This window comes from Rhodoblastus sphagnicola (assembly GCF_002937075.1).
In the GTDB taxonomy this organism is placed as follows: Bacteria; Pseudomonadota; Alphaproteobacteria; order Rhizobiales; family Beijerinckiaceae; genus Rhodoblastus; species Rhodoblastus sphagnicola.
The window spans coordinates 1-16573 of the sequence record NZ_NHSJ01000004.1; the positions used below are offsets into that span (position 1 = coordinate 1).

Below are 16573 nucleotides of genomic sequence, written 5' to 3' on the forward strand. Positions count from 1 at the left end.
GGTGTCCACCGCCAAGATAAGTGTCGCATCATAATCGACCGCGGCCGTCGCCGATGCCAATGACATTGTCTTTCCCATGAGATGTCATCCCCGCTGCTGTTGCGGCTACGAGGATAGCGCCCCCGGCCGCCGCTGCGCCCTCATGGGATCTGTACTGGAACGCGCCCTGAGAAAGGACATTAGCTTTTATTCTGACGAGCAGAGTTGCGTTACCTTGTTTCACTTTCTAGCCTCGCAACACATGCGAACCAAGGGTGTCAAAGTCAAATCAATTGAAATTTTGAAGCGAGATCATGGTCTTGATATATCGAGAATTTGGGCCGTCATGAGCCACATGTTCGCGACAAACATCGGCATGACTGTGTTCCTGGAAAGGAAAAGGCGCAAACTGATCTTGGTCGAGAATACCACAAACCTAGCCTTCATTACAGGTGATCAGCCGTTGATAAACTTACGTGGCGGCGGTGGTAAATCGCCGACAGAGCTTTGCTGGTACTATCCCATCTCGCCGTGCCTTGCGCTGATCCTGACGGAGGTGCAAGAGGAGCCTGCTTTCTCGACGGCGAGCCTGACATCAACGCGTGTTAGCGATCTGAATGCGTTGATCGCTAAGGCGAGCCATAAGCAAGTATTCGCGCAGTCGCCTACAGCGCTGCAACCCTTTATCCATCAGGCGAAGACTTGAGGATGGCATCCGCGCACTGCCTGATCGGGTGAGCCATCGTGCCTGAAAAGAGCAAGAGTTTCGCACGCGAATATGCGAGTTGCGCCGCACGAATCGCTAGAAAAAAATTGCCGGTTTTCGTGATCCACCAATCCCACTCCAGACCTTCAGCAGAGGTCCCTTCCCGCCGGTTTGAGCCATTCGCCATCGGCATCAAGCGACAGCGTCCATCCGCCGATCATCCGACCCTGTCGCCTTACCCTTGCAGACGCGCCAAAACCTTCGACCGCCCGATCAAGGGCAGCAGTTTCGCCAGTTCCGGGCCGGATTCGCGGCCGGTCAGGGCCAGCCGCAGCGGGTGGAACAGATCCCGACCCTTCTTTCCCGTCGCCTGTTTCAGCGCGCCGGTCCAGATCCCCCAGGTGGTTTCGTCCCACGGCTCGGGCGGCAGGCTTTGCGTCGCCGCCGCGACGAAATCCGCTTCCAGCGCGTGCGGGGCGATCTCGCCCGCGACCACGGTCCACCAGTCGGAAATATCGGCGAATTTTTCCAGATTCCCCCGCGCGGCAAGCCAGAACCGCTCGGCCTTGTGGCCGACAATGTCCAAAGCCTCCAGCCGCTGCCGCACGGCCTCATAGCTCAGGCCGTGCAGCACGCGATGCGACAGGGTTTTCAGCTCCTCGTCGTCGAAGCGGGCGCTCGAATGCGAAATCGCGGAGAGATCGAACAGGCCGGCCAGTTCCTGTAGGCTGTGCACCGGCTGCACGGCGACCGACGAGCCTATCAGCGCCGCCATCGCCGCCACGGCGAGGGTTTCGACGCCCGATTCGCGCAGGCCCGCGATGGAGAGCGCGCCGGTGCGCTTGGACAGGCCCTGCCCGTCCGCGCCGATCAAGAGGTTGTGGTGACCGAACTGCGGGGCGCGGCCGCCCAGCGCCTCGAACAACTGGATTTGCACCGCCGTATTGGTGACGTGGTCCTCGCCGCGAATGATGTGGGTCACGCCGGATTCGAGATCGTCCACCACCGAGGGCAAAGTGTAGAGATAGGAGCCGTCCTCGCGGATCAGGACCGGATCGGACAGCGAGGCGCAATCGATATGGCTTTCGCCGCGCACGAGATCGCGCCAGCGCACGGTTTCCGGCTCAAGCTTGAAGCGCCAGTGCGGGCGGCGCCCTTCCGCCTCAAGCGCCGCGCGCTCCGACGGCGACAAGTTCAGCGCGGCGCGGTCGTAGATCGGCGGCGCGCCGCGCGCGATCTGCAGCCGGCGTCGGCGCTCCAGTTCTTCTTGCGTCTCGTAGCAGGGGTAGAGCCGCCCGGCCTGTTTCAGCTTTTCCGTCGCCGCGTCATAGAGCGCGAATCGCTCGGACTGGCGGAATTTCCGGTCGGGCGTGATGCCGAGCCAGGCCAGATCGACCTCGATGCCGGCGGCGAATTCCTCGGTCGAGCGCTCGATATCGGTGTCGTCGAAGCGCAGGATGAAGGTTCCGCCCTGCTTTTGGGCGAAAAAATAGTTCAGGACCGCGGTTCGGGCGTTGCCGATATGGATGCGGCCGGTCGGCGAGGGCGCGAAACGCACCACGGGGGCGACGAAATCGCCATATTTCAGAGCTTCGATCATCCGCGCTGTTTAGCGCTTTTGCGGCCCCGCGTCACGTTGTACGCTGTCTGTCATATAAACGTGAAAAAAAATCCGCATAAGCGCAATAGGCGCGTCGGGCGCCTTCCGAAGGATACTGACAGAAAGATCGGCGCGGATGACCGGTATGATCGCTGCGGGCGTGTGCGTAGCCCTGATTGTTTTCAATCTTTTCTCCCTGGGCGTCGTGTTGTGGCGCTGCCGCCAGCGCCGGGAAGGGCAGGCTTCGCGACTCGCCCGGACCGGCCTCGCCAATCCGACGCCGCCGGTTTCGATCGTCCGCCCGGTCTGCGGCCTCGAACCCCATTCCGAACTGACGCTGCGCTCGACCTTCGAACTGGATTATCCCGAGTACGAAGTCATTTTCTGCGTGCAGAAGAAAAACGATCCAATCATCCCGCTGGTGCAAAAGCTGATCGCCGAACAGCCCGAAGGACGCGGCCGGCTGCTGATCGGCGACGATCCGATCAGCCCCAATCCCAAGCTCAACAACTGCTTTAAAGGCTGGCGGGCTTGCCGGCATGACTTCATCGTGCTGGCCGATTCCAATGTGCTGGCGCCGAAAGATTACCTCCAGCAGATGCTGGTCCGTTTCGCCCCCGATGTCGGCCTGGTGTGCTCGCCGCCGCTCGGCGTGATGCCCAAGGGCGCGGCGGCCGAACTGGAATGCGCCTTCCTGAACTCGTTCCAGGCGCGCTGGCAGTTCTGCGCCGACGCTTTCGGCCAGGGCTTTGCTCAGGGCAAGAGCATGATGTGGCGCCGCGACATCGTGGAAGCGGCCGGCGGCATCGCCGTTTTGGCCTCCGAGATCGCCGAGGACGCCGCCGCGACCAAGCTGGTGCGCGCCGCCGGCATGAAGGTGGCGCTGGTGGACCGCCCGTTCGGCCAACCGCTTGGCCATCGCACGCTGCGCGCCATCTACCAGCGCCAGACGCGCTGGGCGCGCTTACGCCGCGCCTCTTTCCCCCGGATGTACGCGCCGGAAATCATCGTCGGCTCGGTGGTTCCCATGCTCGCCGGCGCCTATGCCGCGCGCGACTTCGGTTTTGAGCCCTGGACCGCCGCCGGCATGGTCGCGCTGGCCTTCGCCGTGCCGGAAACCCTCGCCAATCTGGCGCTGCGCTGGCCGACCCATTGGGTCTCCCCGCTCGCCATCATCGCGCGCGACTGGGTGTTCGCCGTGGTCTGGATCGACGGCTGGCTCGGCGACGATTTCGTCTGGCTCGGCAATTCCATGACGGTGCGCGACGCTTCCGACGAACCCGCCGACCGCGCCATCTGAGGCGACCGCTCGCCGCCGCGCGTTAATAAATCCGTTGACCGCCCCCGCCCTTCGAGACGCGCCTTTCAGGCGCTCCTCAGGGTGAGGGCTAGTTGATTGATTGCATTGGGCGCCTGTTTCAGCATTGACGCAAGCGCGACCCTATTCCTCGAACCGCGTGGCTGACGCGGCCGGGCTTTCCGGGGCCAACGAAAAATCCGGCGTCTGCGTCTGCGCGCCGGGGTCGCGGAACTTGTTGACGATGGGATAGCGGCGGTCGCGGCCAAAGTTCTTCTTCGTCACTTTCACGCCCGGCGCCGACTGGCGGCGCTTGTATTCGGCGAGATAGAGCAGGCGCTCGATTCGTTTCACCGTTTCGAGATCGTGGCCGCGCGGAAGAATTTCGGCGATGCGCATGTCCTTCTCGACCAGGCATTCCAGCATGTCGTCGAGCGCATCATAGGGCGGCAGCGAATCCTGGTCCTTCTGGTTGTCGCGCAGTTCCGCCGTCGGCGGCTTGGTGATGATGTTTTCCGGGATCACCACGCCATCCGGACCCAAGGCGCCTTCGGGCTTCCAGCGGTTGCGCAGGTGGCACAGGCGGAACACCTGCGTCTTGTAAAGATCCTTGATCGGGTTGAAGCCGCCGTTCATGTCGCCGTAGAGCGTGGCGTAGCCGACCGACATTTCCGACTTGTTGCCGGTCGTCACCAGCATGGGGCCGAACTTGTTCGACACCGACATCAGCAGGATGCCGCGCGCGCGCGCCTGAATGTTTTCCTCGGTGACGCCGCGCGGCGTCCCCGCGAACAGGTTCGACAGCGCCTGTTCGACGCCCTCCACGGCGGCGGCGATCGGCGTGACGTCGTAGCGCAGTTTTAGCGCGCGCGCGCAATCCTCGGCGTCTTTCAGCGATTCGCCCGAGGTGTAGCGATAGGGCAGCATGAGCGCGTGGACTTTTTCAGCCCCCAGCGCGTCGGCGGCGAGCGCCGCGCACAACGCGGAATCGACGCCGCCGGACAGGCCGAGAACCACGCCGGGAAAGCCGTTCTTCTGGACGTAATCGCGCAGGCCGAGCACGCAGGCGGCGTAATCGGCCTCGTCGTCGCAAAGTAGCGGCGCGCTGGGCGCTTCCACGCAACGCCAGCCTTCCGCGCCGCGCTCGAACACGGCGCGCGCAATGGTTTCCTCGAAAGCCGGCAGGCGCCCGACTACAGCGCAATCGGGATTGACGATGAAACTGGCGCCGTCGAACACCAGTTCATCCTGGCCGCCGATCTGGTTGAGATAGACCAGCGGCAGGCCGCTCTCGACCACGCGCGCGGTGGCCTCCGCGAGGCGCTCGTCGTCCTTGCCGCGCCAATAGGGCGAGCCGTTGGGCGAGAGCAGGATTTCGGCGCCGGTTTCGGCGAGCGTTTCGACCACGTCGGGCGCCCAGATGTCCTCGCAGATCGGCAGGCCCAGACGCACGCCGCGAAAGTTCACCGGACCCGGCGCCGGACCGGGTTCAAACACGCGCTTCTCGTCGAACACGCCGTAATTGGGCAGATCGACCTTGCGCCTGATGGCGGCGATGCGCCCGCCCTCAAGCAAGGCGTAGCCGTTGTGGCACAAACCGTCCTGCATCCACGGCAGGCCGATCAGCACCGCCGGCCCGCCATCGGAGGTGTCGCGCGCCAAATCCTCCAGGGCGGCGCGGCAGGCGTCCTGGAAGGCCGGTTTCAACACAAGGTCTTCCGGCGGATAGCCGGCGAGAAACAGTTCGGAGAACAGCACGAGATCGGCGCCGAGGTCCGCCGCGCGCTGGCGCGCCTGTCTGGCGCGCGCGAGATTATCGTCCACCGCGCCAACGGTGCAATTGACCTGGGCGAGCGCGAGGACCAGACGGTCGAGGGGGGCAGCAGTCATATGTTCTATTTAGGCGAGGACGCGGGGCGCGTCCATCGCCGGCTCGTCCCCGTCAGCCCTGCCCGACCTGATAATCCTTGATGTCGGTGAAGGCGATCGCCGGCCAGCGCTCCTGGTCGTAGCGCAGCGAAAACGCCGATTGCGCCAGGAAAACCGGGGCGCCGTCGAGATCGTTGGCCATGGCGGTCGGATAGGCGCGGACGAATTTGTCCAGCTCCGCCGGCTGGTCCGAGCTGATCCAGCGGCAGATTTCAAACCGGCTGCTTTCAAAACTCACGGGCAGACCATATTCGGCCTGCAACCGCTCGGCCAGCACGTCGAGTTGCAGCGCGCCGACCACGCCGACCATGGCGGGCGAGCCGTCATGCGGGACGAACAATTGCACCACGCCCTCTTCGGCCATTTGCTGGAGCGCCTCGCGCAGCTTTTTCGCCTTCATGGCGTCGCCCAGTTTGACGCGGCGTAAAATTTCCGGGGCGAAGCTCGGCACGCCCCTGAACACCAGGTTTTCGCCTTCGGTCAGCGTGTCGCCGATGCGCAGCGCGCCGTGGTTGGGAATGCCGACGACGTCGCCCGCGAACGCCTCTTCCGCCAGTTGGCGGTCCTGGGCGAAGAAGAATTGCGGGGCGTTGAGCGCGATGTTCTTGCCGGTGCGGGCGAGGCGCGCCTTCATGCCTCTTGTCAGCTTGCCGGACGAGACGCGCATGAACGCGATGCGGTCGCGGTGGTGGGGGTCCATGTTAGCCTGGATCTTGAACACGAAGCCGCTCATCTTGGCCTCGCGCGGATCGACTTGCCGCGAGGCCGCCGCCACCGGCTGCGGTTCGGGAGCGAATTCGGCCAGCGCGTCGATCAGGTCCTGCACGCCGAATTTTTTCAGCGCCGAGCCGAAAAACACCGGGGTGAGATGGCCTTCGCGGAAAGCCTGAACGTCGAACGGCTTTTGCGCCTCGCGCGCCAGTTCGATCTCCTCCATCGCCAGCAGGGCGTCGTTGTCGGAGGAGATTTCCGCGATTTTCGGGTCGTCGGGGCCGGACACTTTGATCGGTTCCGTGCCCTCCTCCAGCCGCCGCACCACATTGGAACGCAGATCGTAGGTGCCGGCAAACCCCCTGCCCCGCCCGATCGGCCAGGTCAGCGCCACCGTGTCCAGCGCCAGGGTTTTCTCGATCTCGTCGAGCAGGTCGAAGGGATCGCGGCTCTCGCGGTCCATCTTGTTGATGAAGGTGAGGATGGGAATGTCGCGCAGGCGGCAGACTTCGAACAGTTTTCGCGTGCGCGCCTCGATGCCTTTCGCCGCGTCGATCACCATGATGGCGCTGTCGACGGCGGTGAGGGTGCGATAGGTGTCCTCGGAAAAGTCCTCGTGGCCCGGCGTGTCCAGCAGGTTGTAAACGCAATCGCCGTATTCGAAGGTCATCACCGAGGTGACCACCGAAATGCCGCGCTCGCGCTCGATGCCCATCCAGTCGGAACGGGTCTGGCGGCGGTTGGCCTTGGCGCGCACTTCGCCCGCGAGCTGGATGGCGCCGCCGAACAGCAGCAGCTTTTCGGTCAGCGTGGTCTTGCCAGCGTCCGGGTGGGAAATGATGGCGAAAGTGCGCCGTCTTGCGACGGGATCGATGGAAGACATATTCAACCGCAATTTGTCGGGGGTTGCGGCTGATTAGAGCATGGGGCGCGAAAGGGGAAGCCTTTTCACGCTGGGGCCTTCAGGCCGGCCTTGTGGGCGACGATCCATTTCTGCAATTCCGCGACGTGGCCAGCCTCCTCGGCCACGAATTCGATGGCGAGCCTTTTGATTTCCGGGTCGGTGGTGGTGTCGAGAACCTGCTTGTAGAAATCGTGGCCGGCCTGTTCGGCTTCGAGCGCGATTTCCAGCGCCTCGCCCTTGCCGATCATCGGATCGGCGGCCCAGATCGCGGCCTTTTCCGGGCTTTCGAAATCCGGCCACTCGAAATTGGCCGGCAACAGGTCGGGCACGTCGCGATAGCCGGCGCGCGCCTTGGCGTCGGCGAGATGGAGGCGCGAATAATCCGAAAGCTGGCGGAAGAGCTTGGCCACTTCGCCGTTGCCCGCGCTCTTCATGGAATCGGCGAGTTCGCCGAAGCGCTCGGCCGCCTCCTGTTCGAGACGGATGGCGTAAGCCAGGAATTCCTCGACCGACTGCATCGTTGCTCTCCTTTTACCTAGGATTTACGGCGCAGGCGTCAAGCAAACAAGCTCAATGATTAGGCGTGATGCCGAAATAGGCGGCTTGCTCTCGCAATAGTCTGAAGCCGGATGGTAATTGACGCGCAAGAATTGCGGTCGTTTTGCTGGTCGCGGCGATCGTGAGGCCGCCGGCGCGCGCCGGGCATTGCGCCCGGTCGGGATCGGGAGGATGATCACTCGCCCTTCCCATCGGAAACGGAGCTTTGCCATGTCGGATCATGCCATCTGTCCTCCTGCCCCTTCCCGCCGTTCGCTGCTTGTGGGCGCGGCCCTGGCCGCGCCGCTGCTTTGGATTCCGCGCGCGCACGCCGCGCCGCGCGCGCCGATCGCCCTGCCCTACGACGACCATGCGCTGGAGCCGGTCATCTCCGCCAATACGCTCGGCTTCCATTATGGCAAGCATTACAAGGGCTATCTCGACACTCTGGCCAAACTCACCGCTGGCGGCGATCTCGCCGAAGCGCCGCTGGACCAGATCATCGCGCTGTCATCGGGCGCGCCCGACAAGACCGCTCTGTTCAACAATGCCGCGCAAGCCTGGAACCACGCCTTTTACTGGAACAGCCTGAAGCCCGGCGGCGGCGGAACGCCCCCGGCGGCGCTGGCGCAAAGGATCGAGGCCGATTTCGGCTCGCTCGACGCGGTGAAGAAGGACTTGTCCGCCGCCGCGCTGAGCCAGTTCGGCTCGGGCTGGGCCTGGTTGATCGAGGACGCCGGCAAGCTGAAGGTGGTGAAGACCGGCAATGCCGACACCCCGCTCGCCGCCGGCAAAAAGCCGCTGCTGACCATAGACGTGTGGGAGCACGCCTATTACCTCGACTACCAGAACCGCCGCGCCGATTATGTCGCCGCCGTGATCGACAAGCTGCTCAACTGGGAGTTCGCCTTGACCAATCTGGGCTGAGCCGTTCAGGCTTCGCCGGCTCAAGCGGTCGCGCGCGAAAACGCCCCGTTGCGAAAAAAGGCGACGGCCTGACGCAAGGCTTCGCCGTCCCAGGGGATCAGCGGATGCGAAACCCGCAGGCTGAGGTGGTCGGCGAGGCCGGGCAGGCGTGTGCGCTCGACCGCCACCTTGCCATCGTTGGGGCCGCGAAAGAACAGCAGCGACAGCAGCGGGTTGAGCGTCTTTTCGCCGGCGATGACGCCGAGCGGGAAGTCGATCGGCCCGCGTTGCGCCGAGCAGGTCAGGTCGAGGATCGCCGGGCCGAACAGCCGCTTGAGAAAGGGTTTTTCCGCGATGAAATCGGCGATTTCGCTGCCGCCGAGCGGCGGCGCCAGCATCACGGCCTTGCCGAGATTGCGCGGCCGCTCGCGGGCGATCAGCGCCCAGGCCACCAGCCCGCCCATCGAATGGGTGAGGAAATGCACGTCGCCATCCAGGCTTTCGGCAAAGACGCGGACGCGGGGCGCGAGGCGCGCCGCGAGTTCGTCAACCGGCGCGCGACGCGACGGATAGGGCAGGTTCAGCGTGGCGAAGCCGCGCATCTCCAGATAGGCCTGCGCCCCCCACAGCGAAGCGGGGCTGCGGCCGAGGCCGTGCAAGAGAATGACGCCATCCACCTAGTCGAGTTGCTCCTTGCGGTGGTCGCGCGCCAGCAGCGAATAGACCGTCGGCGTGACGAACAGCGTGAACAAAGTGCCGATGCTCATGCCGGCGGCGATGACGATGCCGATGGCCATGCGGCTCTTGGCGCCGGCGCCGGCGGCCGTGATCAGCGGGATGACGGCGATCACCATGGCCGCCGTGGTCATCAGGATCGGCCGCAGCCGCACGCCCGCCGCGTGTTCAATCGCCGCGCGCGGCGACAGTCCCTGTTTGCGCTGCATGCCGTTGGCGAAATCCACCATGAGGATGCCGTGCTTGGAGATCAGCCCGATCAGCGTCATCAACCCGATCTGGGTGTAGATGTTGATCGAGGCGGCCCCGAAAAAGCCGAGCACATTTAATGGCAGCAGCGCGCCGAACATCGAGGTCGGCAGCGCGATCAGGATGATCAGCGGATCGCGGAAACTCTCGAACTGCGCGGAGAGCACCAGATAGATCACGACCAGCGAGAACACGAAGGCCAAAGCCAGCGTGTCGCCCTCCTGGACGTATTGCCGGGCCTCGCCGAGGAAATCGTAGGTGTAGCCCTCGGGGAAAATCTCGCCCGCCTTGAGTTTGAGAAAGTCCAGCGCCTCGCCCATGGTGCGGCCGGGGAACGGCACGCCCGACAGCGTCGCGGCGTTCAATTGCTGGAACGAGGTCAGCGCGTTGGGCTGGATTTTCTCGGTGATCTGAACCACGGTCGAGAGCGGGGTCAGCGCGCCCGAGGCCGTGCGCAACTGGTAGCGCGTCAGCCAGTCGGCCTCCAGGCGGAAATCGCGCGGCGCCTGCGGGATCACCTCGTAGGAGCGGCCGTAAAGGCTGAAGCGGTTGACATAATTGCCGCCCAGGAAGGTGGCGAGCGTCGCGCCGATGTCCTGCATGGAAATGCCGAGCGCATTGGCCTTGGCCGCGTCGATCTTCATTTCGAGCTGCGGCGTGTTGAACTTCAGATCGCCGTCGGTGAAGATGAACAGGCCGCTCTTGGTCGCTTCCGCCTGCAAACGGTCGAGCACGCCGACGAGGGTCTGGAAATCGCCGGCGGTGCGGATCACGAATTGCACCGGCGCGCCGCCGGGGTTGCCGGGCAGCGACGGCAGGGCGAAGGCGACCACCTGCCCGCCGGGAATTTCGACGAGTTTCGGACCCAGCGATTTCAGCACGTCCTTCTGGCCGCGTTCGCGGTCGCCCCAGGGCTTTAATATCATGCCGGCTATGCCTTGCGACACGCCCGCCGAGCCGTTGATGGCGAAGAGGTGGTCCTTTTCCGGGACGCTGTCGAGCACACGCTTCAGATTGCCGGTCACCTGCTCCATATAGTCGAGATTGGCCGATTGCGGCGTCTTGACCATGGTCAGCAGAAAGCCCTGGTCCTCCTCCGGCGCCAGTTCGCGCGGGGTCGAGAGATAAAACACGCCGGTGAGCGCCAGCGCCGCCACCAGGAACAGCAGCACGACCGGGCGATTGTCCAGCGCGCGGTGCAGGCGGCCCTCGTAGAGCAGGCGCAGTTTTTCAAACAGGGCGTCGAGCCGTTCCGCGAGGCCCTTCTTGCCGCCGCCCTCGTGGCGATGCGAGCGCAGCAGGCGCGAGCACATCATCGGCGACAGGGTGAGCGCGACAAAGCCCGACACGAAAACCGAACCGGCCAGGGTGAAGGCGAATTCCTTGAACAGGGCGCCCGACAGCCCGCCGACGAAGCCGATGGGCGCGTAAACCGCCGCCAGCGTGACGGTCATGCCCATCACCGGCAGCGCGATCTCGCGCGCGCCCTTGATCGCGGCGTCGAACGGCGTCAGGCCCTCCTCGATATGGCGGTAGATGTTTTCGACCACCACAATGGCGTCGTCCACCACCAGCCCGATCGCCAGCACAAAGGCGAGCAAGGTCAGGAGGTTGATGGAATAGCCCATCAACAGCATGAACAGCATCACGCCGATCAGCGACAGCGGGATGGTGATGAGCGGGATGACGGTCGAGCGCAGGTCGCCGAGGAACAGGAAGATCACGAAGACGACAATAAGAACCGCTTCGAGCAGCGTCTTCTCCACCTCATGGATCGAGGCGCGGATGAATTCGGTGGCGTCATAGGCTACCGCCGCTTTCATGCCTGTCGGCAGCCCGGCCTGGATGCTGGGGAAGGCCTTGCGCACATCGGCGATCACGCTCAAGGGGTTGGCGGTCGGCGTGCCATAGACGCCGATGAACACCGCTTTCAGCCCGTCGAACACGGCGGAGGATTCCGCGCTTTCCGGCCCCAGTTCGATCCTGGCGACATCGCCGAGCCGCACCAGGGCGTCGCCGCGATTGAGCACGGTGAGCTGGGCGAAGGCTTTTGCGTTGTCGAGCGAGGTCAGCGCGTCGATCGAGGTTTGCGTGTAGTCCGATTTGACCTGGCCGGCGGCGGAGGTGAAATTATTGGTGGAGAGCGCGTTGCGAATGTCGGCGGCGGTGACGCCGCGCGCCGCCATCCGGTCGGGATCGAGCCAGACGCGCATGGCGAAATTCTGCCCGCCGAGAATCTGGGCGCTGGCGACCCCGTCGATGGTTTGCAGCGCGGGCTGGACGACGCGGGTCAGATAGTCGGTGATCTGCGGCCCGGTCAGGTCGGCCGAATTGAACGACATGTACATCAGCGCCGTGTTCTGACCGGCCTGCTTGACCACGACCGGGTCCAGCGCCTCGCGCGGCAGCAGATATTTGACCTGGTTGACCTTGGACAGCACGTCGGTGACGGCGCGGTCGGCATTGGCGTTGAGGCGCAGGTTGAGCGTGATGAGGGAGGTGTTCTGCTGCGAATTCGACACCATGGTGTCGACGCCCTCCGCGCTCGCCACCGCCTGTTCGATCGGAGTGGTGATGAAGCCCTTGATCACATCGGCGTTGGCGCCGGGATAGCTGGTGGTGATGGTGATGGTCGCCGAGGACAGATTCGGGTATTGCCGGATCTGCATCTGGAAACCGGCCTGCGCGCCGACCAGCAGGATCAGCAGGCTGACCACGCTCGCCAGCACGGGGCGGCGGATGAAGAGATCGGTAAAGGCGCCCATTGGGATGTGACTTCCTTTACTGCAGCGGCCGGGGATTTTGCGGCGGCAGGCCCGAATTGGCCTCGATCGTCACCGGCGCATTGGGTTGCAGCTTGATCTGGCCCTGCGTGACCACCTTGTCGCCCGACTTGACGCCTTCCTGCGTCGCCACGCGCTCGCCGCGGGTGTCGCCGAGGCGCACGAAACGGCGCTCGACATGCAGCGGCCCGTCAAAGCCCTTTTGCGCGTCGCTGGGGACGACGACATAGACCGAGTCGCCGTAAAGCGAATAGGCGATGGCCGTGCGCGGCATGGTCACGACATTGCGCGCCACGCCGGCCTCGACCTCGACATTGGCGAACATGCCCGGCAGGATCTTCTTGTCGGGATTGTCGATTTCGGCGCGAACCAGCAGCGTGCGGGTGTCGCGGTCGACCCGCGCGTCGAGATTGACGATCCGGCCCGTGACCTTGACGCCGCCCAGAAGATCGACTTGCGCGGTCACGGCCTGTCCCAGCGCCAGATCGCCGAAGAACTGCTCCGGCGCCGGGAAATCGAGATAGATCGGGTCGAGTTGCTGCAAGCTGACCAGCGCGGCGCCGGCGGCGACATATTGGCCGACATCGACCTTGCGTATGCCGATCCGGCCGGCGAAAGGCGCGGTGAGGGTTTTCTGCGCGATGATGACCCTGGCCCGCTCCACCGCGGCGGCGGCGGTGTCGCGCGCGGCGATGGCGGCGTCGAGATTGGCCTGGGCGGCGACGCCTCGCGCGATCAGGGATTGCTGGCGCTGGTAGGCGATTTCGGCGTTCTTCAAGGTGGCGACGTTGGATTTGAGGTCGGCCTGCTCGCTGGCGTCGTCGATGCGGAACAGCAGCGCGCCCTGTTGCACATCCTGCCCGTTCTTCACCGCGACATCGGCGATGATGCCCGCCAACTGGCCGGCGACATCGATGCCCGGCACCGCCTTGAACGTGCCGATGGCGGCGAGGCGCGGCGTCCAGCTTTCCGGACGCGCCTCCTCGACCGACACCCCGTTCACCGGGCGCGGCGCGGACATGAACCCCGCCATCATCGCCGGCTTGACCTTGAATTGCACATAAGCGAGCCCGCCGATGACGGCGGCCAGAATGACGAAGGTAATGATGAAAGATCTGACTCGCATGGCATCCGTCTGATTTTCTTGCGCGCGAGCCTTTTAAGGAATCGCGCGCGCGCTGGCAAATCGGTATTGCGTTGTTACAACGCCTCGCTTTCGCCTGAGTTGCGCTGTTTTTAGCGCATGACGGGAGGGCGAATCGTGGCGCCAAGGGTTTGGACGACAGTTCTTGGGTCGACAGTTCTTGGGACGACAGTTCTTGGGACGACAGTTCTTGGGACGACAGGTCTTGTGCTTGCGGGCCTGAGCGCGCCGGCTCTTGCCCATCCGCATGTCTGGGTCGCCGCCCGCGAGGAAATCCTGTTCGATCCGCAAGGCGAGATTACGGCTATCCGTCATATATGGACTTTTGATGAAATGTATTCCGCCTTCGCCGTGCAGGGGCTGGGCAAGGACGGCAAGCCGCCGACGCGGGAAGAAATGGCGCCGCTGGCGAAAACCAATGTCGAATCGCTGGCCGAGTTCCAGTATTTCACCGCCGCCAAGACCGGGCCGAAATACCACGAATTTGGCGAACCCACCGATTATTGGCTGGAGACCGACGCCAACAAGATCGTCACCCTGCGTTTCACCCTGCCGCTGAAAAATCCGGTTTCGGCGCGAAAACCTTTCACCTTCATGGTCTATGACCCCACCTATTTCGTGGACATCGAACTTGAGAAGCAAGATCCCGTGGTGCTGAAGAACGCGCCGTCCGGTTGCTCGATGAGCACGATCAAACCGGAACCGCTCACGGGCTCGGACCAGAGCAAGCTCAGCGAGAGCTATCTGTCGGGCCTCGCGCCCGGCCAGGATTTCGGCATCAAGCTGGCGACCCGCACGCTTTTGGCCTGCCCATGAGAACGCGAATGAGAACGCGAATGAGGGCGCGGATCGCGCTGATCGCGCTGGCGCTCGGCGCCAGCCCGGCGCTGGCGCAGGTCGCGCGGAAAAACCCGTTCTCGCTTGGCGTCAACGAGGGCTCCGTCGGCGAGGCCGGACGGTTCGGCCTGTGGCTGCTGCATCGTCAGGCGGAATTCTATCAGCTTCTGCGCGCCGGCGTCGAAGCCGCCGCGCACGATCCCGCCGCCTTGCTGTCGCTGGCGGCGGCGGCCTTTGCTTACGGGGTGTTCCACGCCGCCGGGCCAGGCCATGGCAAGGCGGTGATCTCCTCCTACATGCTCGCCAACGAGCGGGCGTTGAGACGCGGCATCGCTTTGTCGTTCCTTGCCGCCGCATGGCAGGGGCTGGTCGCCATCGCCTTGGTGGGCGTCGCCACGCTGGCTCTCGGGGTGACGGCGCAAACCATGACCGCCGCGACGGGCTGGATCGAAAGATGCGCCTTCGCCGCCATAGCCGGGTTCGGCTTCTGGCTGTCGTGGCGAAAAGGGTTTGCGCTTTGGGCGGCGCTGCGGCCGCCGCCGCCCCGGTCGCGCTTCCAGTGCGACGACGGAAGCGGTCCCCACGCCGCCGACTGCCCGCATTGCGTCGCGCCCGATCCGACCAGGCTGGGCGACAGTTTTTCCTGGCGGCAGGGAGCGGCGACCGTGCTGGCGGCGGGATCGCGCCCCTGTTCCGGCGCGATTCTGGTGCTGGTGTTTTCAGCCGCCTTGGGCGCGTTTTCCATCGGCGTCTGGGCGGTGCTGGCCATGGCGGCCGGCACGGCGTTGACGACCGCCGCCCTCGCCGCTTCCGCCGTGCTGTTCAAATCCGGCATGACGCGCCTGCTTGGCGCACAAACGCGGCGCGCGGAAATTTTCGCGCGCGCGCTCGAAGCTCTCGCCGCGCTGGCCGTGCTGCTGCTCGGCCTGTCGCTGCTGCTGGGCCTGTGGGCCTCCGGCGGCTGACGCCACATGATTGCCGCGCAATGCGCGGCATTGCGCCCTACGTATAAAGTTCGCGGTGAGAGATTAGGTCTATCTCTGCCGCCGCAGGAGACCGGCCATGAATGCGCACGCCAATTTTGAGGGCAAACGGGTCCGCGATGCGATGAAATCGCCGGCGGTCACGGTCAGGCCCGACGATTCCACCCGCCGCGCCGCCGAAATCATGATCAGGCTGCGCGTCAGCGGCCTGCCGGTGGTGGATGGCGAAAACCGGCCGCTCGGCGTGATCAGCGAGACCGATTTCCGCTATGCCGACGAGGCCGAACGCGCCAAGCAGCGCGAGGCCTGGCTGCGCTACGTTTCCGAGGGCCAGGAGATGTCGCCGCGTTACCTTGAAGCGCTGGAGCGCGAGGCCGACCAGATCCAGCGCATCATGGCCGCGCCCGCGATCTGCATCGACGAGGACGCCAGTCTGGTCGAGGCCGCCGAACTGCTGGCGCGACACCGGATTCGCCGTCTCGTGGCGACCCGGAACGGCAAGGTGACCGGCGTGATCTCGCGGGCCAGCCTGCTGCGCTTTTTCGCGCCGGAACGCCCTCCGGCGCGGCCCCTGCCGACGCCGGACGAGTTTGAACAGGCGATCGAAGCCGCCGGCCTGCCCGCGCCAAAGCCCACGGCTCAGGCGTCTCAGCCCGACGGCGTGGCGAGCGCGGCCGAGTTGAAGAAGCTGGTTGGCGATTTCGAGCGCCGCAAGGCGGAGCTGAAGGGGGACGCCGCCCGCGCGGCCCACGGCCAGCGCGACGAGGCGATCAAGCATTTGCTGCGCGCCAAATTCAGCGATGGCGAGATGAAGCAATTGTTGTCGCTGGCTTTCGAGGCGGCGCGCCGCGGCGAGACCGGTTGCGTCGCCATGACCTTTCCGGCGGCGCTGTGCGCCGATGGCGGGCGCACCATCAACCTGCCCTCGCCCGACTGGCCCGCGAGCCTGCGCGGCAAGGCCGCCGATTTCTTCCTGCGCTGGGAGAAGGAGCTGAAGCCGCTGGGCTATGCGCTGTCGGCGCGCATCGCGAGTTTTCCGGACGGTTTTCCGGGCGACGCGGAATTGTCGCTGATGTGGGGGCGGGAGTAGGAGAACCGGCCAGAAGGCCGGTTTTCCGTGAAAATTCAGTAGCAGACGCGCACGGTGCGCACGCGCCAGCCGTAGGGCGTGCGGACGCGCTGGCGGCGCAGCACGCAATCGTCGTCGTAATAGTCGTAGGCGGGATAGGCGTAATAGGGCGCGCCCCACCCCCCGTAGAGGCCATAACCCCAG

At 64.8% G+C, this 16573-nt stretch carries 14 protein-coding genes; 6 read left to right on the forward strand and 8 right to left on the reverse strand.

The features are described 5' to 3' along the window. Positions 1-142 precede the first annotated feature (142 nt). Complete coding sequence (locus CCR94_RS00090; protein WP_158254548.1) at positions 143-685, forward strand: DUF4238 domain-containing protein; 543 nt, start codon at positions 143-145, stop codon at positions 683-685. Positions 686-920: 235 nt separating this feature from the next. On the opposite strand, the gene gltX is transcribed toward CCR94_RS00090, so the two are convergent. Next, complete coding sequence (gene gltX / locus CCR94_RS00095; RefSeq protein ID WP_104505867.1) at positions 921-2285, reverse strand: glutamate--tRNA ligase; 1365 nt, start codon at positions 2283-2285, stop codon at positions 921-923. Between the two features lie 136 nt (positions 2286-2421). Here gltX and CCR94_RS00100 point away from each other — a divergent pair, with 136 nt between their 5' ends. Beyond that, entirely contained in the window at positions 2422-3585 is a 1164-nt protein-coding gene (locus tag CCR94_RS00100; RefSeq protein WP_104505868.1) for a ceramide glucosyltransferase, read from the forward strand. A 141-nt stretch (positions 3586-3726) separates the two neighbouring features. Here the strand turns inward: CCR94_RS00100 and CCR94_RS00105 are convergent, their stop codons facing one another. The 4 genes from CCR94_RS00105 to CCR94_RS24260 form a co-directional block, all read right to left on the reverse strand. Further along, positions 3727-5472: an NAD+ synthase gene (locus CCR94_RS00105; RefSeq protein ID WP_104505869.1), complete on the reverse strand. Its 1746-nt coding sequence runs from the start codon at positions 5470-5472 to the stop codon at positions 3727-3729. A 52-nt stretch (positions 5473-5524) separates the two neighbouring features. Further along, a complete protein-coding gene (locus CCR94_RS00110; RefSeq protein ID WP_104505870.1) occupies positions 5525-7105 on the reverse strand; it encodes a peptide chain release factor 3 in 1581 nt (526 codons plus the stop codon). A 65-nt stretch (positions 7106-7170) separates the two neighbouring features. Next, positions 7171-7644 (reverse strand): ferritin-like domain-containing protein, encoded by a 474-nt coding sequence (locus CCR94_RS00115; RefSeq protein WP_104505871.1) that lies wholly within the window; start codon positions 7642-7644, stop codon positions 7171-7173. 52 nt (positions 7645-7696) lie between these two features. After that, complete coding sequence (locus CCR94_RS24260) at positions 7697-7906, reverse strand: hypothetical protein (RefSeq protein ID WP_146089762.1); 210 nt, start codon at positions 7904-7906, stop codon at positions 7697-7699. On the opposite strand from CCR94_RS24260, the gene CCR94_RS00120 reads away from it, so the two are divergent. Then, positions 7895-8590: a superoxide dismutase gene (locus tag CCR94_RS00120; protein ID WP_104505872.1), complete on the forward strand. Its 696-nt coding sequence runs from the start codon at positions 7895-7897 to the stop codon at positions 8588-8590. The genes CCR94_RS24260 and CCR94_RS00120 overlap by 12 nt on opposite strands. A gap of 20 nt (positions 8591-8610) precedes the next feature. On the opposite strand, the gene CCR94_RS00125 is transcribed toward CCR94_RS00120, so the two are convergent. The 3 genes from CCR94_RS00125 to CCR94_RS00135 are packed head-to-tail and all read right to left on the reverse strand — an operon-like array spanning position 8611 to position 13462. After that, positions 8611-9246 (reverse strand): esterase/lipase family protein, encoded by a 636-nt coding sequence (locus CCR94_RS00125; RefSeq protein WP_104505873.1) that lies wholly within the window; start codon positions 9244-9246, stop codon positions 8611-8613. Next, positions 9247-12318, reverse strand: a complete 3072-nt coding sequence (locus CCR94_RS00130) for an efflux RND transporter permease subunit (protein ID WP_104505874.1) — start codon at positions 12316-12318, stop codon at positions 9247-9249. Between the two features lie 16 nt (positions 12319-12334). Beyond that, positions 12335-13462 (reverse strand): efflux RND transporter periplasmic adaptor subunit, encoded by a 1128-nt coding sequence (locus CCR94_RS00135; protein WP_104505875.1) that lies wholly within the window; start codon positions 13460-13462, stop codon positions 12335-12337. 225 nt (positions 13463-13687) lie between these two features. Here CCR94_RS00135 and CCR94_RS00140 point away from each other — a divergent pair, with 225 nt between their 5' ends. From CCR94_RS00140 to CCR94_RS00150, 3 genes are all read left to right on the forward strand, one after another. Beyond that, positions 13688-14296, forward strand: a complete 609-nt coding sequence (locus CCR94_RS00140; RefSeq protein WP_244593875.1) for a DUF1007 family protein — start codon at positions 13688-13690, stop codon at positions 14294-14296. Between the two features lie 20 nt (positions 14297-14316). Further along, the gene (locus CCR94_RS00145) at positions 14317-15282 is read left to right on the forward strand and encodes a nickel/cobalt transporter (RefSeq protein WP_244593876.1); all 966 of its coding nucleotides are present in this window, start codon (positions 14317-14319) and stop codon (positions 15280-15282) included. Between the two features lie 97 nt (positions 15283-15379). Continuing rightward, positions 15380-16390 carry a CBS domain-containing protein gene (locus CCR94_RS00150; protein WP_104505878.1) on the forward strand — a complete coding sequence of 337 codons (1011 nt, stop codon included), beginning with the start codon at positions 15380-15382 and terminating at the stop codon, positions 16388-16390. Positions 16391-16573 lie beyond the last annotated feature (183 nt).

Coding starts and splice junctions, on each gene's coding strand:
- CCR94_RS00090 (WP_158254548.1), top strand. CDS start 143: ATGGGATCTGTACTGGAACGCGCCCTGAGAAAGGACATTAGCTTTTAT.
- gltX (WP_104505867.1), bottom strand. CDS start 2,285: ATGATCGAAGCTCTGAAATATGGCGATTTCGTCGCCCCCGTGGTGCGT.
- CCR94_RS00100 (WP_104505868.1), top strand. CDS start 2,422: ATGACCGGTATGATCGCTGCGGGCGTGTGCGTAGCCCTGATTGTTTTC.
- CCR94_RS00105 (WP_104505869.1), bottom strand. CDS start 5,472: ATGACTGCTGCCCCCCTCGACCGTCTGGTCCTCGCGCTCGCCCAGGTC.
- CCR94_RS00110 (WP_104505870.1), bottom strand. CDS start 7,105: ATGTCTTCCATCGATCCCGTCGCAAGACGGCGCACTTTCGCCATCATT.
- CCR94_RS00115 (WP_104505871.1), bottom strand. CDS start 7,644: ATGCAGTCGGTCGAGGAATTCCTGGCTTACGCCATCCGTCTCGAACAG.
- CCR94_RS00120 (WP_104505872.1), top strand. CDS start 7,895: ATGTCGGATCATGCCATCTGTCCTCCTGCCCCTTCCCGCCGTTCGCTG.
- CCR94_RS24260 (WP_146089762.1), bottom strand. CDS start 7,906: ATGATCCGACATGGCAAAGCTCCGTTTCCGATGGGAAGGGCGAGTGAT.
- CCR94_RS00130 (WP_104505874.1), bottom strand. CDS start 12,318: ATGGGCGCCTTTACCGATCTCTTCATCCGCCGCCCCGTGCTGGCGAGC.
- CCR94_RS00135 (WP_104505875.1), bottom strand. CDS start 13,462: ATGCGAGTCAGATCTTTCATCATTACCTTCGTCATTCTGGCCGCCGTC.
- CCR94_RS00145 (WP_244593876.1), top strand. CDS start 14,317: ATGAGGGCGCGGATCGCGCTGATCGCGCTGGCGCTCGGCGCCAGCCCG.
- CCR94_RS00150 (WP_104505878.1), top strand. CDS start 15,380: ATGAATGCGCACGCCAATTTTGAGGGCAAACGGGTCCGCGATGCGATG.